The organism is Paenarthrobacter sp. NPDC089714 (genome assembly GCF_044748905.1).
In the GTDB taxonomy this organism is placed as follows: Bacteria; Actinomycetota; Actinomycetes; order Actinomycetales; family Micrococcaceae; genus Arthrobacter.
This window is the reverse complement of record NZ_JBIVGX010000011.1, coordinates 38081-57016: the sequence shown is the minus strand read 5'-3', so window position 1 is coordinate 57016 and position 18936 is coordinate 38081. Positions and strand designations below refer to the sequence as shown.

At 63.4% G+C, this 18936-nt stretch carries 19 protein-coding genes; 5 read left to right on the top strand and 14 right to left on the bottom strand.

Features of this window, described 5'->3' with window-relative positions:
- Positions 1–87 precede the first annotated feature (87 nt).
- Both ACIPY3_RS17315 and ACIPY3_RS17310 read left to right on the top strand, forming a co-directional pair.
- A complete protein-coding gene (locus ACIPY3_RS17315; protein ID WP_400336150.1) occupies positions 88–1602 on the top strand; it encodes a helix-turn-helix domain-containing protein in 1515 nt (504 codons plus the stop codon).
- Between the two features lie 161 nt (positions 1603–1763).
- The gene (locus tag ACIPY3_RS17310; RefSeq protein ID WP_400336148.1) at positions 1764–3056 is read left to right on the top strand and encodes a serpin family protein; all 1293 of its coding nucleotides are present in this window, start codon (positions 1764–1766) and stop codon (positions 3054–3056) included.
- 121 nt (positions 3057–3177) lie between these two features.
- Here the strand turns inward: ACIPY3_RS17310 and ACIPY3_RS17305 are convergent, their stop codons facing one another.
- The 3 genes from ACIPY3_RS17305 to ACIPY3_RS17295 are packed head-to-tail and all read right to left on the bottom strand — an operon-like array spanning position 3178 to position 4892.
- Positions 3178–3717, bottom strand: a complete 540-nt coding sequence (locus tag ACIPY3_RS17305; RefSeq protein ID WP_400336146.1) for a DUF6036 family nucleotidyltransferase — start codon at positions 3715–3717, stop codon at positions 3178–3180.
- Positions 3707–4249: a hypothetical protein gene (locus ACIPY3_RS17300; RefSeq protein WP_400336144.1), complete on the bottom strand. Its 543-nt coding sequence runs from the start codon at positions 4247–4249 to the stop codon at positions 3707–3709. Before ACIPY3_RS17300 ends, ACIPY3_RS17305 begins: the two co-directional genes overlap by 11 nt.
- Before the next feature lie 28 nt (positions 4250–4277).
- Positions 4278–4892, bottom strand: a complete 615-nt coding sequence (locus ACIPY3_RS17295) for a TetR/AcrR family transcriptional regulator (protein WP_400336142.1) — start codon at positions 4890–4892, stop codon at positions 4278–4280.
- 294 nt (positions 4893–5186) lie between these two features.
- Here ACIPY3_RS17295 and ACIPY3_RS17290 point away from each other — a divergent pair, with 294 nt between their 5' ends.
- Complete coding sequence (locus ACIPY3_RS17290) at positions 5187–6116, top strand: cytochrome b/b6 domain-containing protein (RefSeq protein ID WP_400336140.1); 930 nt, start codon at positions 5187–5189, stop codon at positions 6114–6116.
- A 1-nt stretch (position 6117) separates the two neighbouring features.
- Here the strand turns inward: ACIPY3_RS17290 and ACIPY3_RS17285 are convergent, their stop codons facing one another.
- The 5 genes from ACIPY3_RS17285 to ACIPY3_RS17265 all read right to left on the bottom strand — a co-directional run bounded on the left by ACIPY3_RS17285 (position 6118) and on the right by ACIPY3_RS17265 (position 11713).
- Positions 6118–6960 (bottom strand): hydroxymethylpyrimidine/phosphomethylpyrimidine kinase, encoded by an 843-nt coding sequence (locus ACIPY3_RS17285; protein WP_400336138.1) that lies wholly within the window; start codon positions 6958–6960, stop codon positions 6118–6120.
- Between the two features lie 52 nt (positions 6961–7012).
- Positions 7013–7990, bottom strand: a complete 978-nt coding sequence (locus ACIPY3_RS17280; RefSeq protein WP_400336136.1) for a TAXI family TRAP transporter solute-binding subunit — start codon at positions 7988–7990, stop codon at positions 7013–7015.
- Entirely contained in the window at positions 7983–9389 is a 1407-nt protein-coding gene (locus tag ACIPY3_RS17275; RefSeq protein WP_400336134.1) for an ATP-binding protein, read from the bottom strand. The genes ACIPY3_RS17280 and ACIPY3_RS17275 overlap by 8 nt, the downstream gene beginning before the upstream one ends.
- Positions 9386–10048, bottom strand: coding sequence for a response regulator transcription factor (locus tag ACIPY3_RS17270; protein WP_400336132.1), 663 nt, complete (start codon positions 10046–10048; stop codon positions 9386–9388). The genes ACIPY3_RS17275 and ACIPY3_RS17270 overlap by 4 nt, the downstream gene beginning before the upstream one ends.
- 285 nt (positions 10049–10333) lie before the next feature.
- The gene (locus ACIPY3_RS17265; RefSeq protein ID WP_400336130.1) at positions 10334–11713 is read right to left on the bottom strand and encodes an MFS transporter; all 1380 of its coding nucleotides are present in this window, start codon (positions 11711–11713) and stop codon (positions 10334–10336) included.
- A gap of 415 nt (positions 11714–12128) precedes the next feature.
- Here ACIPY3_RS17265 and ACIPY3_RS17260 point away from each other — a divergent pair, with 415 nt between their 5' ends.
- A complete protein-coding gene (locus ACIPY3_RS17260) occupies positions 12129–12656 on the top strand; it encodes a methyltransferase family protein (RefSeq protein ID WP_400336128.1) in 528 nt (175 codons plus the stop codon).
- Between the two features lie 56 nt (positions 12657–12712).
- Here ACIPY3_RS17260 and ACIPY3_RS17255 read toward each other — a convergent pair whose 3' ends face one another.
- The 3 genes from ACIPY3_RS17255 to ACIPY3_RS17245 are packed head-to-tail and all read right to left on the bottom strand — an operon-like array spanning position 12713 to position 14702.
- Positions 12713–13147, bottom strand: coding sequence for a hypothetical protein (locus ACIPY3_RS17255; protein WP_400336126.1), 435 nt, complete (start codon positions 13145–13147; stop codon positions 12713–12715).
- Positions 13144–14043: a TIGR01777 family oxidoreductase gene (locus tag ACIPY3_RS17250; protein WP_400336124.1), complete on the bottom strand. Its 900-nt coding sequence runs from the start codon at positions 14041–14043 to the stop codon at positions 13144–13146. The genes ACIPY3_RS17255 and ACIPY3_RS17250 overlap by 4 nt, the downstream gene beginning before the upstream one ends.
- Complete coding sequence (locus ACIPY3_RS17245) at positions 14040–14702, bottom strand: TetR/AcrR family transcriptional regulator (protein WP_400336122.1); 663 nt, start codon at positions 14700–14702, stop codon at positions 14040–14042. Before ACIPY3_RS17245 ends, ACIPY3_RS17250 begins: the two co-directional genes overlap by 4 nt.
- Positions 14703–14995: 293 nt before the next feature.
- Between ACIPY3_RS17245 and ACIPY3_RS17240 the strand changes: the two genes are divergently transcribed.
- Positions 14996–15706 (top strand): queuosine precursor transporter, encoded by a 711-nt coding sequence (locus tag ACIPY3_RS17240; protein WP_400336120.1) that lies wholly within the window; start codon positions 14996–14998, stop codon positions 15704–15706.
- 91 nt (positions 15707–15797) lie between these two features.
- On the opposite strand, the gene tgt is transcribed toward ACIPY3_RS17240, so the two are convergent.
- From tgt to ACIPY3_RS17225, 3 genes are all read right to left on the bottom strand, one after another.
- Positions 15798–17102 (bottom strand): tRNA guanosine(34) transglycosylase Tgt, encoded by a 1305-nt coding sequence (gene tgt, locus ACIPY3_RS17235; RefSeq protein ID WP_400336118.1) that lies wholly within the window; start codon positions 17100–17102, stop codon positions 15798–15800.
- A gap of 69 nt (positions 17103–17171) precedes the next feature.
- The gene (locus tag ACIPY3_RS17230) at positions 17172–17879 is read right to left on the bottom strand and encodes an SRPBCC domain-containing protein (protein WP_400336116.1); all 708 of its coding nucleotides are present in this window, start codon (positions 17877–17879) and stop codon (positions 17172–17174) included.
- Positions 17880–17941: 62 nt separating this feature from the next.
- The gene (locus ACIPY3_RS17225) at positions 17942–18931 is read right to left on the bottom strand and encodes a DUF6707 family protein (protein WP_400336114.1); all 990 of its coding nucleotides are present in this window, start codon (positions 18929–18931) and stop codon (positions 17942–17944) included.
- Positions 18932–18936: the final 5 nt, after the last annotated feature.

Here is an 18936-nt window from a genome sequence, read left to right as displayed (position 1 = left end):
CCGGCTACCGGGGTCTGTATTTCTTTTTCGTGAGAACTACTTTTCTGCAGTTTCAAGAGGCTTTCTAGAGGAAAACCATGGAAAGAAATGCAGTTCTTCGCGTATTCTCAAGAAATGTCGCCTGTGAGTTGGAGCCGCGACGTCGCGTCGCCGTCGTCGTCCCCTGTAACCCCCGAACTGGACGTGATCAGCCTTGGCCGCCGCGTGCGCCATTTGCGCAAGCAAGCCGGCCTGACGCTCGATGACCTGAGCGCCGCCGTCGGGACCGCACCCAGCCAGTTGAGCCTGATCGAGAACGGCAAGCGGGAACCCAAACTCGGGCTGCTTCAGCAGCTCGCAGCGTCACTGAACGTGAGTATCGACCAGTTGCTCGGAGCCGAGCCGCCGAGTCGTCGCGCGGCGCTCGAAATCGAGCTGGAACGGTACCAGCGCGGGCCTCTCTACGAGTCGCTGAACCTGCCCAAAATCCGCATCAGCTCGCGGCTTCCGCTGGATGTGCTGGAGTCCCAGGTGGGGCTGCTGCAGGAGCTCGAACGCAAGCTCAATGAGCAGGTTGCGACGCCGGAAGAAGCCCGCCGCGCGAACGGCGAGTTGCGTGCCATGATGCGTGAGCGGGGCAACTATTTCCCCGAGTATGAGGCAGAGGCGCAGAAGGTCCTCAAAGGGGTGGGCTACACCTCGGGCCCGCTGAGCCAGCACGTCATCGCGGACATCGCCGAGAACCTCGGTTTCTCGCTGCACCACGTGGGCGATTTGCCGCACTCAACGCGTTCGGTGACGGATTTGAAGAACCGCAGAATTTACCTGACGCAGAACCAGCGGCAGGACCACGACCCCCGTTCGGTGCTCCTCCAAGCGCTGGGACATTACGTCCTGGGCCATGGAACGCCACGTAATTATGGTGATTTCCTGGCGCAGCGGGTAGCCACCAACTACTTCGCGGCCGCGCTCTTGTTGCCCGAGCAGGCAACTGTGGACTTCCTTCAGAAAGCCAAGGCGGCCAAGGAAATCGCCGTGGAAGACATCCGCGACGCCTTCGCGGTCTCCTACGAGACCGCAGCGCACCGCTTCACCAACCTGGCTACCAAGCACCTGGGCATCACCACGCACTTCCAGAAGACCCACCAGTCCGGCATCATCTACAAGGCCTACGAGAACGACGGTGTCGCCTTCCCCCAGGACCACACCGGCGCCATCGAGGGGCAACCGTCGTGCAAAGCGTGGACCTCCCGGGCCGTGTTCGACGTCCCGGACAAGTTCAGCGCCTACAGCCAGTACACGGATACTCCGTCCGGTACATACTGGTGCACGGCCCGCACGGAGCGATCCGCAGCGGGGGAGTTCTCGCTCAGCATTGGGGTGCCGTACCAGCACGTGAAATGGTTCCGGGGACGCGAGACGACTGCCCGCGCCACATCGACGTGCCCGGACCCCCAGTGCTGCAAGCGGCCACCGGCGGCGCTGGCCAACGAATGGGCCGGAAACGCCTGGCCCTCCGCCCGTGCCCACTCGCACCTGCTGGCGGCCATGCCTCCGGGTGCGTTCCCCGGTGTGGACGAGACCGAGGTGTACTCCTTCCTCGAGGCCCACTCCGGACGCTGAGCTCCCCCCAGGAATCCAACCCTCTATCACCTTCCGGCCTCTTTTCGCGATCCCTCTATCACCTTCTTGCAACATTCGGGCATCCCTCTCTCACTTCACGTGAGTTTGGACTGCTTCCGGGGCACCATGAAGCCATCACCGTTTCACAGGGGGGAAGTGTCATGGCCCGGACCTTGCTGAGGTTTGCTTCAGTATCTTTGGTGGGCGCGCTGGTAGCCCTGGCTGCCTGCGCGCCCCAGCCACCCGCCGTCGTGCTGTTGAAGGCCGACGGCGTCACCCGGCTTTCGGTGCAAACAGGGGACTACGACGCGCAACTGGAGGCCCTGAACGCTTCCGCGCGGAAGCTCGGGGACGCGCTCCTGACCGACGGAGGCGACTCAACGAGCGGCAACGTGGTGGTCTCGCCGGCCAGCTTGCTCATCGCGCTGGGCATGCTGCGGGCGGGGACCTCGGGGGCGACGGCGGCGGAGATGGATGCGGTTCTCGGCCTGCCTGCCGAGGGCCGCGACGAGGCCATGAACGCGCTGCTCACCTCGCTGGAAAAGTACGACGGCGATCCCGGCTCGGTTGACGAGGACAACCCGCCGCGGAAGCCTGTAATGCACGCTGCGAACGGGCTGTTCGTGGAGCGCTCGACTCCCACCGGGCAGGATTTCCTGGCGACCCTCGGGCGGCAGTACGGAACGGGCGTGTACCCGGTGTCGTTTCAGGACGAGGCTGCGACGAAGCCTGCAATTGACCGCTGGGTCAACGACAACACCGGCGGACGGATCAAAGAGGCTCCCGCCGGATATGACCCCAAGAACACGTTCAGCCTGGTCAATGCGCTGTACTTCGCGGCCGCGTGGCAAACCCCGTTCAGCGCGAACGACACCTATGACCGGCCCTTCACCAAGGCCGGCGGCGAGGTGGTGAACGTGCCCACCATGGGTGAAACGGTCAGCATGAAGTACGCAGAGGCCGCTGGCTGGAAGGCCGTGGACCTCCCGTACGCTGAAGGTTTCGTGATGCGGCTGGTACTGCCCGACGCCGGTACGCCGGGTTCGGATTCTCCGGCTGCGGTTTCGGCTGAGGTGCTTGCCGGTGTTGAGAAATCGTTGGCTGAGGCGCCATCGGACGTGGTCACCATCGCGCTCCCGAAGTGGGACCACAAGACCACCTTCGACCTGCGGAAGGTGTTTGCATCCCTGGGGCTCAAGGAGATGCTGGCAACGGAGAGCGATTTCGACGCCATCCAGGGCGGGATGAGGCTCACCCAAGCGGCCCAGGCTGCAAACATCAAGGTCGCCGAAAAGGGGACGGTGGCGGCTGCAGTCACCCAGATCAACGCAACGGATTCTGCTGGCACGGCTTCCGAGCGCGAAATCATCCTGGATCACCCGTTCCACTATCAGATCGTTCACTCGGAGACGGGCTTGCCGTTGTTCACAGGGTGGGTTGCGGATCCACGGTGAGGGCTGCTCGGAGACTGGGGCACGGGCGAGTTCGCGGCAACCGCGCGGTGACGCCGAAAGTTTCCGGGGGCCTTCGGCGGTTTCCCGCGACCTTGGCGCAGGCCTACGTCCGCAGCACAGCTCAGCTGTTGAGGGAACTTGCCCAAGCCAATGCGTTTGCCCGACGTTGTTCTGTGGGGTCGATGAGCTTGATGCGTTCCACCAAGGCGACAGGGTCAATGAGTTTCGAATCAACAAGGGCAAGGACGAAGGCGTGATCCTTGGTTCTGCCGGCAATCAACTTGGCAGCGCAAAGATCGTAGGGGTCCAGACACAGACCGGTGCTGTTCTTTGTGTTTTCGTTCCGGACGCTGACAAGCCTGTACTCCCAATCGCGTGGGAGCACGGCCGTTCCTTTGCCAACTCCCTGCACATAGAAGCCGAACTGTGCGTGAAACGGGGACCACTCGCCGATGGCCGCGTCAATACTGTCTGCCAGGCTCCCGGCGTCATCATCCGACATCGGTGCAATGTCCACTTCGTCGGACATGGTAGCCGCCAAGGGCAACTGGTCCTCGGTATAGGAGGCCAGGATGGACTGGCTGCCAATGACTATGACGCGATCGTTGTGGATGATTTCAGTGGCAGCCCGAATGGCGTGCTCCAGTTCTTCACGGCGCAAGAGCAGCCGCCTTCTTGATCGCTATCAAGCGCTCTTGTTCAGAGAGCGCCCCCGCGAAGGGGCTCATTTGTCTGAGCTCAGTGGCGAAAGGGCTGTCTTCGAGCATTGCCTCTTCAATCTCTGCGGCCGGTCGGTCCAGGAGTTCATCCCATCGGTCCACCCATGCCTCCGCGACCTTGCTTCTGGGCTTCTCGCGCATTCTGTTGACGCCGGCGCGACCTATACCGCGGATCTTCTCTTCATCCGTGTGGAGCTTGAGACTCAACTGGATGTGCAGTTCAAACGGGATGCGCTCTTCTCTGCGTACCAAGTGTGGGCGTCGCGACCGGGCGGACTTTATGGATGCCTGGACCACGGCGGGGCTGGAGTGAATCCTCTTGGCGATGTCCCGAATCGACAGTCCCACGGCATGGAGGGAAAGGATCGCCTCCTGTCGTTGATGGGCGGCCACCAATTGTTTGAGGCGCAACTGCTCGCTGATTCTGCCAAGGTTTTCAGCTTCTTGAACCAGCTCGTCAACATTGATGTCCACCCCTGTATGGTACCCCCATACAGGCTGGCTAACCAGCCAGCCGCGCTACCAGGATCGCCGCAGCATTGACGACGTCGTCCGCCTCCCGTTTGGTGGAGCTCAGGGCAACCTCCTGGCCCGCAACGGTGATGATGTCCGTGATCACGGCGACGGTAAGCCGTCCCAAGGTGTCCTCGCTGGTTCCGAGGAGGACCGAGTTTTGCCGCACCCATTCGCGGCCGCGTTCGCGTCGGAGGACCTCGAAGCCCGGGGGAGTGTCCCCCTCGATGAAGACGCGTTCCAACGCCCGGTGTTCCCAGGTGTAGTCGAAATAGCTGCGGCTGCCGACGTTGAACAGCGCGAGGGGGTCGCTTTCGCCGGACCTCCGGGCCTTGGCCACTGCAGCAGCGACGAGCCGCTCGTGTTCATTCCGGTAGTCGTCCCACAAAGCCAGGAAGAGTTCAGTCTTGCCGCCGAAGTGGTGATACAGGCTGCCGACGCTGGAGCCGGAGCGGGCAACAATGTCCGAGATGCCGGCGTCAGTGAAGCCCTGCTCGGAGAAGACCGCAGCAGCCGCATCAAGGAGGTTCCGCCGCGTTCCGGCAGTGCGCGACCATTGCCAGGAACCGGAATGGACGGCGGCGTCGGACGTTTTACGAACCATCGGTCCCCCTTGGTGCAGCGTCGGTGTGTCGTTGGGCTGAATTCTGGAACGTGGCCCACTGGAACCACCCGGAAATGCCACAGAATCCTTGACCCAGCCCCAAGCTACAGGAAATAATTCTGGAAGTCTGTTCTAGAAATATGTATTGCAGTATGTCACCAAATGCTGCGATTTTTGACGCCGAACGCCCCAAAACCCGGGTGCCGTTTTCACCGTCGGGCAGCAACTGGTTGAATCGCTATGAGAGAGCGCCAACTGGTCGCACGCCAACAAGCCAGAGAGGAACGCGGCCTGATGTCCGTTTCAAGCAAGTCGTCCGGGATCACGTCGAACAGGTGGTTCAAACCCGTCGTCGTTACCGCAGGGGCTCTGGTCGTCGCACTGATCCTGGTGCTCGTCGCCATCTGGCTGCGCACCCTGGATCCCGTCAAGCAGTTCCTGGTGGACTACCCTGGACACTCCGCCATCCCCGAGGGCACCCCCACCGGCTTCCCGGCCTGGCTCGGCTGGCAGCATTTCCTCAACATGTTCTTCCTGGTCCTGATCATCCGCTCGGGCTGGCAGGTGCGGACCACCACTCGTCCACCGGCGTACTGGACCCGTAACAACAAAGGCTTCATCAAGACCAAGAACCCGCCGTCCAAGATCAGCCTGGACCTGTGGTTCCACCTGACGCTGGATGCGTTGTGGGTGCTCAACGGCATCATCTTCATCGTGCTGCTCTTCGCGACCGGCCAATGGCTGCGCATCGTGCCCACCAGCTGGGACGTGTTCCCGAACGCCGTCTCGGCAGGACTGCAGTACGCGTCGCTGAACTGGCCCGTGGAAAACGGCTGGAACAACTACAACTCGCTGCAGCTGCTGACCTACTTCATCACGGTGTTCATCGCCGCGCCGCTGGCCATCATTACCGGCATTCGCATGTCCGGCGCATGGCCCAAGAAAGCAGCGGTCAACAAGTTCTACCCGATCGAGCTCGCCCGCAAGATCCACTTCCCCGTGATGATCTACTTCGTGGCCTTCGTGATCGTCCACGTAACGCTGGTCCTGGCCACCGGTGCGTTGAACAACCTGAACCACATGTACGCCTCGAACAACGACGTCAGTTGGTGGGGCTTCGGTATCTTCGCAGCGTCGATCGTGTTCACGGCCGCGGCGTGGTTCCTGGCCCGGCCGCTGTTCCTGCGCCCCATCGCTTCGTTGATGGGCAAGGTTTCGCGCTAGCTCAGCGCGCCCCACCCTGCCACAGCGCATCGAACGGCGCCCCCGACGCTACGCGGTTCCGGATACCCGCAGTGACGAACGCCTTGGCCGTGCGTGCTGCCTCCAGCGGCGACGCACCCTTGGCCAGTTCGGCAGTCACGGCTGCAGCAAGCGAGCAACCGGCACCGGACACGGCAACCTCGCCTACCTTTGGCGCACGGAGGACTTCCAGCGTCTCGCCGTCGTAGAAAACGTCGACGGCGTCAGCACCTTCCAGCCGCACCCCGCCCTTGGCCAGGACTGCTGCGCCGCTGAGCTCGTGGATGCGGATGGCGGCGGCCTTAAGGGATTCTTCGTCCGTGATGGCGAGCCCGGACAGGGACTCGGCTTCGAAGTGGTTCGGCGTGACGAACGTGGCGAGCGGAAGAATCTGGGCCTTGAGCGCCTGATCGGTGTCCAGTGCGTGGCCCGGCTCTTGGCCCTTGCAGATCAGGACCGGGTCCAGCACCACGTTGGCAAAGGAGCCGTCGGACAACGCCTTCTCAACCGTGCTGATCGTCGCCGGGCTCCCGAGCATCCCGATCTTCACGGTGTCCAGAACCGAAGGTGCCCCGGAAGCGGCGCCATAGGCCGCCGTCGTGGCTTCCAGTTGGTCCGCGATGACCTGCTGGTCCACCGGCACAAAGCGGTGGTTCCACTGGTCCTTGGGATCGAACGAAACGATGCACGTGAGGTTGACGATGCCGAAGACTCCCAGTTCCTGGAAGGTCTTGAGGTCGGCTTGCGCACCGGCGCCGCCGGTCGCTTCCGAGCCGGCGATGGTCAGTGCAATGGCAGGGGAAACGGCTGAAGTCATGGTTTCCATTTTGCCAGTTTCCTGGCGGTGCCCCGATTTCCGGCCCCGAAGGACTGGTTGCCTAGCCGTGCAGGGCCCGGTAGGCAGCCGCCGCAGCAGGGTGCAGGGGAACGCCGGCCGTGTTGATGAGCGTCTCCGGGCTGAGGAACTGGACACCGGCACTGGAGGCGGGTACCAGGTCCCGGGCATGCTCCACGAGCAGTTCGACCGTGCCCGTCGCCAGTGCATCAGGCAGGTCGCGCCGGCAAAGCAGGAGGTTGGCCACCCCTACGGTCCAGACCGCGGGGGCCTGGCCGTAGCTGTTGGCGGGGATCAGTACGCGGTCGTAGAAGAAGCCGGACTGCGCCCTCGTGGCCGGGATGATGCCGGAGAGATCCAGCAGCCGAAGTCCGGTGTCCTTGGCGGCCGCTATGACCGGAGCCGTGGGTACGCCCCCGGATTGGATCATCACGTCGATTGAACCGTCCTGCAACGCCGCGAGGGCTTGGTTCAGGCCAAGGTTCACCTGCTTCAGGGCGCTGTCCGGAGCCTGGTCCGACCCCAGCCCGGCAGCGGCAATGATCCTAGCGGCGGTGAGGGTGGTCCCCGAGCCAACCTCACCTACGGCTGCGGTCCTGCCGCCCAGCTCGGAAAATGATCGGATTCCGCTGTCTTCCCGGACGATGCAGTGGACGTAGTTTTCGTACACCTTTCCGAGAGCCACCAAGCCGTCGCCCCGCTCGTGGGCAGCAGCTTCGACCACCGCGGTATCAGCCAAAGCGACGGCGAGTGTCGCCTCGCCGGACAGCACCCGCCTGACGTTGTCCAGGCTTCCTCCGGTGACCACGGGCGTCGCGGTCCCGGCGATGCCCTCGCGTTGCAACAGCCCGGCCAACAGGGTGGCGAACTCGAGGTAGAAGCCCCCCGACTCGCCGCCGGCAACGGTCAGCTGCTGAGGCTTCGGCTCCGGAGTGCAGGCGGCCGCGGGCAACATGAGTCCGCCTGCGCCGATTGTCAGCCCGGCACGCAGCACGGCCCGCCGCGGCATCAGTTCACGCATCGGGTCCGCCTGTGAATTCCAGCCGCGCGGCCAGTCCTCGCGGCTCCCGGGCATCCAGGAACAGCATGCCGTCGTTGGCCTCGGCCAGGCGTTCCACAATGGTCATGCCCAGGCCGTTCCCGGGAATGTTGCTGTGCTGCGGCGCCCGCCAGAACCGCTTTGTGGAAGCGTCGCGCTGTTCGGCGCTGAGGCCTGGACCGTCGTCGGAAATGACGACGGCGGCGCCCCCTTGGGTGGGCCGGGCCGAGACGGCGATGCGGCCGCCGGGAGCGTACTTGATGGCGTTGGCCAGGAGTTCCCCCACCATTTGGCCCAGCTCTTCCGGGTCGCAACGGATGGCAAGTGGCTCGCCCGGCTGTGCCAGGGTCACGGTGCAGCCTGCCCGTTTCGCCGCGGGTTCGGCACGTTCCACTTCGCCTTGGAGTACGGGTATGGGGTCAATCACGCTTTGCCGTTGGTGCTCCGGCTCCTGCGCTGTTCCAGCAGCCCCAGCGGCGGCGCGGTGTTCCGCCGCAGCCAGCTTCAGCACGCCGTCGAGCATGTGTTCCACGCGGTCCAGTTCCGCAACGACTCCCGCCGCGGCGGCCTCCCCGGGAGTGTTCCGCAGTTCGAGTTGCAGCAGGTCGATCCGCAACCGCAGGGCACCCACCGGGTTGCGCAGTTGGTGGGAAGTATCGGCGATCAGTTGGCGCTGCGAGGCCATGCTCGCGCTGACCGTGTTGGCCATTGCAGTGAACGAGCGGCTGAGCTCGCGCAGTTCCGGCGGACCGGCCTCGGGGAGTTGGCTGGTTTTCCCCGTTTCTTCGAGTTCGTGGACCGCCTTGCTGAGCCTGTGCACCGGCCGCAGCACCCAGCCTGTGACCCGCGCCGCCGCCACCAGCAGCACTGCGAACATCGCCAGTGCCGCAAGCCCGACGACGAACCACCGCTCCCGTAGTTTCGCCCTGGCAGCGCTGGGGTCGACTTCCAGGACGGTTTCGCCGAGAACCTGGCTGGCCGTGCCGAAGGACCGCGAAATGGTTTCCGTTCCGGTCTCGAAGGGGCGGACCGTGCTGACTGTGGTGTCGCTGAGGTTGAGGCTGGCCCGGCTGATGGCCTCTTTCACGTCCTGCCGGTCCTCATCGAGGTTCCCGGACCGCAGCGTCCGTTCCTGCAGCCGGATCAGGATTCCTTCACCGTAGAGCTCGGAGTACCGGTCCATTTCGCGCTGGAGTTGGGTGGTGTCATTGTCAGCGGAGGCGTCGTTGGCCAGCTGGGCGAAGCGGTTCAGGGCGGCCACGCGGTTGATCTGGACTTCCTGGGTGACCTCCCGCCCGGCCGAGCCCAGGATCACGCTGGACACTGTCACCACAATGAGCACGGCGATCACACTCAGGATGCCCAGGACGCGGACTTTCATTCCTGCTCCACGCGATAGCCCACGCCTCGGACGTTGATGATGAAGCCCGGGATTTTGAGCTTGGCCCTGAGCCCGGTCAGATGGACGTCGAGCGAGCGGGAGTGCGCCAGGAATGCGTCACCCCAGAGGGCGTCGAGGATCTGCTCGCGCGTGACCACGGATCCTGCGTTTTTTGCCAGCAGGGCGAGAAGGTCGAATTCCGTGGCGGTCAGGGACAGTTGGCGGTGTTCGACGGCGGCTACCCTGCGGTCGAGGTCTACGGCGAGGGGCCCAACCACGATCTGCTGTGGAGCGCTGGGGCCGGAACGGTTGGTGCGACGGGTGACCGCTTCGATCCTCGCGAGCAGTTCGACGAGCTTCACGGGCTTGACCAGGTAATCATCCGCCCCGGAACGCAGCCCCAGCACGACGCTCCGCTCATCGTCCCGCGCCGTAAGGATCAGGATGGGGGCGTGGGTGACCTGGCGGAGCTTGCGCAGGACGTCCAAGCCGTCCATGTCCGGGAGGCCCAGGTCCAGGAGGATCACCTCGTGGTTGCGGTGGTCCAGGAGCGCGTCCTCCCCGCGGGATACCCGGGTGGGCTTGTGGCCCGCCGAAGCAACCGCGGCACCGAGGGCCGAGGCCATGGCGTCGTCGTCCTCGACAATGAGCACGTGCACGGTGTGGTCCTTCTTGTTGCGGCGATTGGTCCGACTTGGACGTTACTCCTTTCCCGGAGCGTCCGCCCCTCCGGCGGGCACGCAAGGCACCCAACCCCGGCACCCGCCGTCGTACATCCCCAACGCTCTCTCACCTTTAAGCGTCTTTTGGCCAACGCTCTCTCACCTTTTGGCGTCTTTATCGAAACCCTCTATCACCCACCCGCGCCACCTAGCCCTGAGAGGCCCGCCCTGCGTCCTTTCCAACAAACAAAGGGCGCAAAGCGGGCCTCACAACGGGGGGCTTTAGGCGTCCACGAGGTCCTTCTTGTCCCCGCGACCATCCCACGCGTGGCCCTGTTCCGTGTCCAGGTGCGTCGCCTTCTTGTTCTTCAGCGCGAAGACGTACACCAGCAGGGAGATGAAGATTGCGGCAGTGACGTAGGTGAAGAAGAGATTCTCCTGGCCGGCCTTCTGCAGGGCTGCGCCGATCAGCGGAACCGTGCCGCCGAACAGCGAGTTGGCGATCGCGTAGCCCAGCCCAACGCCAAGTGCGCGGATGGACGCCGGGAAGAGCTCGGCCTTCACCAGGGCGTTGATCGAGGTGTAACCGCCGACCATCAACAGTCCGCCCATCATGAGCAGGAAGGCCATAAACGGATCCTTGGTGCCGGCAAGCATGGAGAGCAGTGGCCACGTGAAGAGCACGCCCGTCACGCCGAACCACACCAGCAACGGCTTGCGGCCGATCTTGTCGGAAATCAGGCCATACACCGGCTGAAGCAGCATGAAGATGAACAGCGCCCAGAAGTTGATGACGGAGGTGTCGGTCTTGGGGATGCCGGACGTATCGTTCATGAACTTCAGGATGAAGTTGGTGTACGTGTAGAACGCCACCGTGCCGCCGAGCGTGATGCCAATGCAGATCAGCAGCGGCTTCCAGTGCTTGGTGAACAGGAGCTTCATGGTTCCCGGCTGTGCCTCGCCCTCCACCTTCACGTGGGCGGCGCGGAGCTGATCTGCGGAAATCGTTTCTTCCATGGACCGGCGAAGCCAGAGCACCACGAGCGCAGCGACACCACCTACGGCGAACGGAATGCGCCAACCCCACTCAGTCAGGGCTTCCTTGGTCATGGTGTTCTGCAGGATCACGAGCACCAGGAGGGCCAGCATCTGTCCGCCCACCAGCGTCACGTACTGGAAGCTCGAGAAGAAGCCACGCCGTTTCGCCGTTGCAGCCTCCGACATGTACGTGGCGCTTGTCCCGTACTCACCGCCCACGGAGAAGCCTTGGACCACGCGGACAAAGACCAGCAGGATCATTGCCCACAGGCCGATCACGTCCTGTGTCGGCAGGATGGCGATGGCAAAAGAGCCCGCGGACATCATGGTCACGCTCAGCGTCAGCGCCGCCTTGCGGCCCTTACGATCTGCGTAGCGGCCGAAGAACCAGCTGCCGATGGGTCGCATGAGGAACGACGTCGAGAAGACCGCCATCGCTTCGAGGCCCGCCTGGAGATCGTCCGAGGAATTGAAGAAGTGCGACTGGAAATACGCCGCAAACGCCGTGTAGACGTACACGTCGAACCACTCCACGAGATTGCCCGCGGAGCCCTTGAGGATGTTGCCCACGGCCTTGCGGGTTTGTGCCGCCTGGCTGAGGGGCGCAGCTTGTTGGGTGCTCATCAATGAACCTTCCTGGCCGGCTGCGCACGCGGCAGCCGTGTCTTTCATGAGTTCGTTCTGTCCATGAAGCTCGTGCTCATGGCGTCCTTGCGCATGGCTCTTCGTCGACTAAGAAAGGCCCTCTTGGGGTGAAGAGGACGTATTCCAAACTATGGGTGATGCACGGCACAGCCAACGCGGGAGGTGATTTCCTAACACTTCCTTAGGTTTCAGGGTCGCGTTTGGCGACGCACGACGGCGGCACGCAGCTTGGGCGCCCGACGCCCTTAAGGCTGTGGTCCCCCCGACGCTCTCTCACGGAATCGCCCTTTGGGGCGGACGCTCTCTCACCGATTGGCTGGTGTGGGCGGTCGCTCTCTCACCAGCCGCGCACCGGCCGTGGCTTTCCAGCAATGCCAGGAATATGGTTCATGCCATGATCATCGTTCGGAGGGCAGCACTCGTCCTGAAACGGGAGGCAGCCAGCGTCCCTTTGCCACCCCGACAGGTGGTCGGGTTGGTGTTGGATGTCGTGCTCGGTCGGCTTTATCCGACACGCGTCGCACCCATGCGGGGCATGCGCAGGATTGCCGGGGTGATCGTGGTTGCCGCAGGAGTGGGAGTTACTGCGTGGGCCGTTGCAGAACGCCGTCGCCACACAAAGGGCAACTTCGTTTTAGGACGTCCCGAGGAGTTGGTGACCAGTGGTCCTTACGCGGCGAGCCGGCATCCCATGTATCTGGGATGGTGGCTGATCCATGCGGGCGTGGCGATTTTCCGAGGTTCCTCCTGGGCCCTTGCGACGTTACCTGCTGGGATCCTCGTGGAACACCTCGGGGCTTTGTGGGAGGAAAAGGTGCTCCTCGAGGAGTTCGGTCCTACTTACGCCGAGTACATGCAGGCAGTGCCGCGTTACGTTGGCAATCCCGTGAGCAGGCGGATGCGCGTCGATGAAGCACGGTGAGAGAGGGCTTAGGAGAAGGGGTCATTCGGTGAGAGAGGGTTGGGTAGAACGGGTGGTTAGGTGAGAGAGGGTTGGGGGTTGAGTTTTACGAGCTTCCAAACTGATAACCGGCCCATACCCGCGGCCAAAGCAATGGGCAGGCTGAAAAGAGTTGCGCCCAGGCTTGAGAAGCCGCCGAAGGGTACACAGATCAAGGCGCCGGCCGCGAAGAATGCGGCAACGTGAAACCACTGATTGCCAACGCGACGAAGAGCGAATCCCAGGACGGCCCCTACCGCGGTGCCGATGAATGCTGCGGGGATGGCCGCGTAGATGAAGAAGATCAATGCCCAACCCGGAGCCTGCATGGTCAGCAGTAAGCTGAAGACCACATAGGCAACCAGGACACCGACCGCGAGACCCTTGCCGGTCAAAATCACGCGGTCCCGAGAGGCGTACTGTGTTGGACGCGGCTCGGCCAAAGCTATCTCGTCGTCGTTCCAGTCGTTCATGACTTTGCCGCCGCGATCTCGTTGAGGGCGCCCGCCAAGGACGGGTGTTCAAAGGCAAACCCTGCGTCAAGCAACCTGCGGGGCTCCACCCAGCGGCTCTTCAAGACGAGCTCCGTCTCCGTGCGGATCATCACCGCGCCCAGCTCCAACAACCACTTCGGCGTCGGAAGCCCGAACGGCACACCGAGGCTTCGTCGAACCAACCACATCAGTTCGCGGTTCTCCACGGGGTAGGGCGACGCGGCGTTGACGGGACCAGTAAGCTCGGGCCGGTCGTGGATGAACAACACGGCCCAGAACAAGTCCTCCACATGGATCCAACTGAATTTTTGTGTGCCCGGACCCATATGTCCGCCCAAGCCCACGCGAGCCAGGTTCCGGAAGGGTCCCATCACGCCACCGGTCCCACCCAAGACGATGGCGATCCGAAGCGGCACCTTCCGGGTGGCCGGCACGGCAGCCGCGGCCAGTTCGTCCTCCCACGCACGGGCCACGGAAACCGAGAATCCGCTGCCGAGTTCCCCCGCCTCTTCCGTTTGCGGCCGGTCCTCCGCATGCCGGTAGATGGTTCCAGTGCTTGCGTTGATCCATGTCCGCGGAGGTTCGTCGCAGCGGGACAACGCGACCCCCAATGACCGCGTCGTCAGCAGCCTGGATTCCAGGATTTCCCGACGGTTCCGTTCGTTGTAACGGCAATTCACGGTCCGTCCGGCGAGGTTCACCAGCACTTCGGCGCCGTTCAGCACCCTGGCCATGCCGCCGTCGTCGTTCCATTGCGCGTCAGCCGAAGCATCGCGACCAATGGTCCGCACCTGCCATCCCTCCTCAACGAACCGCCGCCGAAAGTAGCTGCCGATGAACCCCGAAGCCCCAGCGAGCACCACCGTCCGTGTCATGAGGCTTCCCTGACGTTGCGGACCAAGCCGAGGACGTCGTCGAACACTTTGCTGACACCCGGAATTTTCGCCAGCGACAGCCCGCGAGCCACCAGCGGTGCCGCGCCGTCAATCAGTTTGCGCGTGCGGCGTTGGTTCTCGGACCGGTCGTACACCCAGAACAATGCGATCCCCATGTGGGCGAGCCACAGCAGTTCCGGGAGGTCGGCGCGCAGCTTCTTCGCGACGGCGGGTGAAGAACCGTCGACGGCGGAGCGGAAGATCGCGAGCGAAGCGTCCCGGGCGGCGGTGGACGCCTCGCCGAACGGATTGACGGGCGACGTCGGCCGGATCGCCGTCGCGATGAAGTCGGAACCGAACTGGTGGTACGGGGTCATGACGTCGATGCCGCTGTGGAGGACTGCTTTGAGGCGCCCGGCCAAATCATGGACGCCTTCGAGGGCTTTCGCCGCTGCGACGGCGTGCTCGTTCTGGACTTGGAGGTACAGCTCCTGAACCAGCTCATCTTTGGAGGAGAAGTAGTAGTAGGCGTTGCCCACCGAGACGCCGGCTTCCTGGGCGATAGCTCGCATGGTGGTCTTCTCGAAGCCGATTTCGCGGAACATCTTCAGTGCGACGTCGGCTACGAGTTGTCTGGTTTGCTCGCTTTTGGCGGCCATGGTTCCTCCGAGCAGGTTTTGAACGTGTTCAAGAATGAGTATGCCACGACTTCTGAACGTGTTCAAAAAGGAGGTGAGAGAGGGGTGGGCGGGAACGGTGGTGGGGTGAGAGAGGGTTGGGTGGTTGGGGTGGTGAGAGAGGGTTGGGGAGGTGGGGTGGTTTGGTGAGAGAGGGTTGGGGAGGTGGGAGAATGTAGCTGGTGACGGGCCGGATGCCCCACCAAACACAGTGCTAATACAGCGGGGCGGCCTCGAAACGAGCGCCTGCGCGAACCACTACGAACGGATGACCCATGCCCTCGCCCTCAGGCTCCAGCACGTTGAGCAAACCAGCTCCCCGCTTTGCCTCTATCGGATCCCCTTATTTCGGCATCATGCTGGCGGTCATGGCCGTGGTGCTGATCCTGTCCAACATTGGCGCCTCCAAGGGTGTGGTGCTCGGCCCGATCATCACCGACGGCGGGTTCTTCCTGTTCCCGCTGGCCTACATCCTGGGCGACGTGATGAGTGAGGTCTACGGGTTCAAGGTTGCCCGCAAAGCCATCATCACGTCCTTTGCGCTGAGTGTGTTCGCGTCCCTCTGCTACTGGGTGATCATCATCCTTCCCGGCTTCGACGACGAGTACGGAACCGCCAAGCAAGCAGCCATCGAGGGCGCACTTGGCCCGGTTCCGCAGATCGTCCTGGCTTCGCTGCTCGCCTTCCTCGCCGGCCAGACCATCAACTCCTGGATCCTCGTGAAGATGAAGGAACGCACCGGAGAAAAGACCCTCTGGGCCCGGCTCATGGGTTCCTCTGTGGTGGGCGAATTCGTGGACACGCTGATCTTCTGCAGCATCGCTGCCTCGGTGATCGGCATCTCGGATGCAGGCTCGTTCGTCAACTACGTCCTGGTGGGCTTCGTCTACAAGACCGCCGTCGAGTTCATCTTCGTGCCCATCACGGTGTTGGTGGTGGGTTGGATCAAGAAGCGCGAGCCGAGCTACGGAGTAGTCGCAGCGTAAGCCCACGCCGGGTTCGCTGGAACGGTGCCCAGTCGCTGGAGGTTTCCCAGCCTCCAAGCACGTTTCCGGCGAACCCGGCGCCCACCAAAGGCTACGAGTAGTACTGCCCCAACGTCTCGGCCTTGAACTCGAAGAAATCCCCGGACTCGATGGCGAGACGCGCATCGTCCACCATCTTCACCACGAAGCGCTCGTTGTGGATGGAGATGAGCGTCGCCGAAACCATTTCCTTGGCCTTGAACAAGTGGTGGATGTAGGCGCGCGAGTAGTTCAGGCACGCGTAGCAGTCGCAGCCTTCCTGCAGCGGCCCGAAGTCCTTCTTGTACTTCGCCCCGGACAGGTTGAACCGGCCGTACGGGGTGTAGAAGGCGGAGTTCCGGGCCACGCGGGTGGGGGAGACGCAGTCGAAGGTGTCGGCACCATTCTCAATGGCCGTGAAAATGTCGTCGGGCTCGGAGATCCCCAGCAGGTGCCGGGGCTTGTCCTCGGGAAGTTCCTCGTTGCACCAGCGCACGATGGTCCCCAAGTTCTCCTTCTCCAACGCCCCGCCAATTCCGAAGCCGTCGAAGGGCATGGCGCCGAGGTCGCGGCAGGCCTTGCGCCGCAGGTCCTCGTACTGGGCACCTTGGATCACGCCGAACAACGCCTGGTAGGGCTTGCCCACCCGGGAGGCCGTCAAGGAGAAGTGCTCGTCCAGGCAACGCAGAGCCCACAAGCGCGTACGTTCCAGCGATTCTTCCTGGTACGCCCGCGAGTTCTGCAGCGTGGTCAGCTCGTCGAAGGCAAACATGATGTCCGCGCCGATCTGGTGCTGGACCTGCATGGAGATCTCGGGGGAGAACCGGTGCTTGTCGCCGTTGAGGTGGGACTTGAACCAGACGCCGTCGTCATCGATGTGCGCCAGGCGTTCCTTGCCTGGTGCCACGGCGTCGTCGGGCCCGGAAGTATCCACATTCTTCATGTCGATGACTTTCTTGAACCCCGAGCCAAGGCTCATCACCTGGAATCCACCGGAGTCGGTGAAGGTAGGCCCGGACCAGTTCATGAACGCACCGAGGCCTCCCGCGGCGTCGAGGATTTCCGGTCCGGGCTGCAGGTACAGGTGATACGCGTTCGCCAAGACCGCTTGCGCGCCGAGGTCCGCGATCGACTCGGGCAGTACGGCTTTAACGGTGGCTTTGGTTCCGACGGCGATGAACGCGGGCGTCTGGATGGTTCCGTGCGGCGTGCTGATGGTTCCGGTCCTGCCAAGGAATTCGCCGCCGTTGGCGTCCACCAAAGCGTCCGACGGCGACGACGTTTCAGTCAGTCGCTGGCCCACCGAGAAGGAGAAACCGGACGCAGGATCGGAAACGGCAGAGGGAACGGATGAGGGCGAAGACGCGGAAGCTGGCACGCTACCAAGTGTGCCAGCTTTACCGCGGGTAACTTACCCGGCAGACCCGGGAGTGCCCGGCAGCAACCATCAGGACCCGGAGCCTGAGTCCTTCCACTTGTCCCACGAGGACCGGATGTCCGCCAAAGTGTGGGCCCCCAAATCGTAAGTGGAGGCAATCACCATGGCGCCGCCGTCGGGCCTTTTCTCCGGAATCGCGAGCTGTTCGGCGACGATCAGCAGCCCATCGCCGTGTTCGGCGTAGCTGTGCACGGTGACGCCAACCTGGTGGCGGCTCTTGAACCAGACCTTCCCGGAAATCGACTCGCCGGTGGTCAGTGTGAGTGAGTATTCGTCGCCGACCGGCGGAAGATCGCCCAACCCCAATTTCTCAATGGCCGACCCGCCACCGGAGACCGAGACAAAGTGCGTCCGGCGCTTGCCGTGCGGGTGGCGTTCCAGGGTGAAGCGGAGCTGGTTCAGGAAAGTGAGCCAGCCTTGGGTGATGTCCTCGTCCCATTCGGCCCACTCAGAGTCGTGGTCCAGCGCGGCGCGCGTGACCTTGACTTCGGTGCCGCCGGAGACGGGATGGAGCTCGAATTCATCGCCGCCGCGAACGGTCAGGCTGGTGTGGTCCGGTCCTTCCACGACGCTCGGATCAAAGTAGATTTGTTTGATTTCGTCGGTCAGCTCGTCGGTTTCCCAGCCGTGCCATTGGGCCACCAGCGACGGTTCGCGCAGCATCGTCCAAACTTGCTGCGCGTCAGCATTAATCACAACGCTCAGATTGTTCGTCATGGCCCTGAATTTACCGCCGTTTGGGTGCCCATAACAGGCCTTGCACTTCCGCAGGTAGAGGACTAGGCGCGCACCGCTTCGAGTTCGTTCGCGATCCGTCGCCCGAGTTCGTCTTCGGCGATGGTCTTGGAGCCGCCATGTGCCCGGAGGAACATCAACGCTTCGAGCCGCAGGAACCGCCACTCACGCTCGGCGTCGCGGTTCCCGTTGTCCATGGCACGGAAAATTTCCTTGTCGTAGAGGTTGGGCTCGTTCAGGGAACGCTGGCGGACCCGGGCGTTGACGAGTGCCTTGAACGGGTCCTCTTCCTGGGACTCGGAGGCGCGGAGCAGTTTCTCGTAGACGGCGGCCCGCTCCGACTGGCCGGCTTCGCGGCAAATGAAGCTGGACAACGCGAGGGCCCGTTCGATCGATGCCCAGCGGTCCAGGTTCCCGTCGAACGGAAGCACGTTCAGCAGGTCCGCGACTTCAAGGGAATGGTCGGGGTCGCGCAGCACGATGCAGAGGTCGAAGGCGAGATCGCTCAGGTCGCGGAGGCAGCTGCCGGACTTGGTGTTGATGCCCTTGGCCAGCCGCTCGGCCAGCACCTGCACGCCGTTCTTGCCCTTGTGGTCGGCCACCGCGGCGCGCACTACGGCCTCCGGCGTTCCATCCGGTTCGGGAATCAGGGCGAGGTCTTCGGCGCTGGGGCCGGTGAAGGCGGGAGGGTCCGCCGGGCGGGGAGGTACGACGACGGCGGGTTCCGCGGGAGCCTCAACGTCGCCTTCCGCGGTGGTGCTGGAGTCCGGCTCGCTGCCCGTACTGGCGTCGCCACCCAAGCCGCGCGGAACTCCGTCTCCTACAGGAACACTGGACCCGACAGCGATCCGCACCGTGCCGGCGTCGTACGTGGTGACCAGCAGCAGCGCGGCAACGCCGTAATCGTCGTTCTGGACCTCAACGGAGGCGATTTCCTCGGCCGGACCATCCCCGGGAAGGTACACGAAATCCCCGGCTTGCAGGTCCCCAGCCTGCTTTTCGCGGTATTGCTGTGAGGCTGGGCTGTGAGTCATCGGAA

Excerpts from the sequence above, each read along its gene's own strand:
- ACIPY3_RS17315 (WP_400336150.1), top strand. The coding sequence starts at position 88 with ATGCAGTTCTTCGCGTATTCTCAAGAAATGTCGCCTGTGAGTTGGAGC.
- ACIPY3_RS17310 (WP_400336148.1), top strand. The coding sequence starts at position 1,764 with ATGGCCCGGACCTTGCTGAGGTTTGCTTCAGTATCTTTGGTGGGCGCG.
- ACIPY3_RS17295 (WP_400336142.1), bottom strand. The coding sequence starts at position 4,892 with ATGGTTCGTAAAACGTCCGACGCCGCCGTCCATTCCGGTTCCTGGCAA.
- ACIPY3_RS17290 (WP_400336140.1), top strand. The coding sequence starts at position 5,187 with ATGTCCGTTTCAAGCAAGTCGTCCGGGATCACGTCGAACAGGTGGTTC.
- ACIPY3_RS17285 (WP_400336138.1), bottom strand. The coding sequence starts at position 6,960 with ATGGAAACCATGACTTCAGCCGTTTCCCCTGCCATTGCACTGACCATC.
- ACIPY3_RS17280 (WP_400336136.1), bottom strand. The coding sequence starts at position 7,990 with ATGCGTGAACTGATGCCGCGGCGGGCCGTGCTGCGTGCCGGGCTGACA.
- ACIPY3_RS17275 (WP_400336134.1), bottom strand. The coding sequence starts at position 9,389 with ATGAAAGTCCGCGTCCTGGGCATCCTGAGTGTGATCGCCGTGCTCATT.
- ACIPY3_RS17265 (WP_400336130.1), bottom strand. The coding sequence starts at position 11,713 with ATGAGCACCCAACAAGCTGCGCCCCTCAGCCAGGCGGCACAAACCCGC.
- ACIPY3_RS17260 (WP_400336128.1), top strand. The coding sequence starts at position 12,129 with ATGATCATCGTTCGGAGGGCAGCACTCGTCCTGAAACGGGAGGCAGCC.
- ACIPY3_RS17255 (WP_400336126.1), bottom strand. The coding sequence starts at position 13,147 with ATGAACGACTGGAACGACGACGAGATAGCTTTGGCCGAGCCGCGTCCA.
- ACIPY3_RS17250 (WP_400336124.1), bottom strand. The coding sequence starts at position 14,043 with ATGACACGGACGGTGGTGCTCGCTGGGGCTTCGGGGTTCATCGGCAGC.
- ACIPY3_RS17245 (WP_400336122.1), bottom strand. The coding sequence starts at position 14,702 with ATGGCCGCCAAAAGCGAGCAAACCAGACAACTCGTAGCCGACGTCGCA.
- ACIPY3_RS17240 (WP_400336120.1), top strand. The coding sequence starts at position 14,996 with ATGCCCTCGCCCTCAGGCTCCAGCACGTTGAGCAAACCAGCTCCCCGC.
- ACIPY3_RS17230 (WP_400336116.1), bottom strand. The coding sequence starts at position 17,879 with ATGACGAACAATCTGAGCGTTGTGATTAATGCTGACGCGCAGCAAGTT.
- ACIPY3_RS17225 (WP_400336114.1), bottom strand. The coding sequence starts at position 18,931 with ATGACTCACAGCCCAGCCTCACAGCAATACCGCGAAAAGCAGGCTGGG.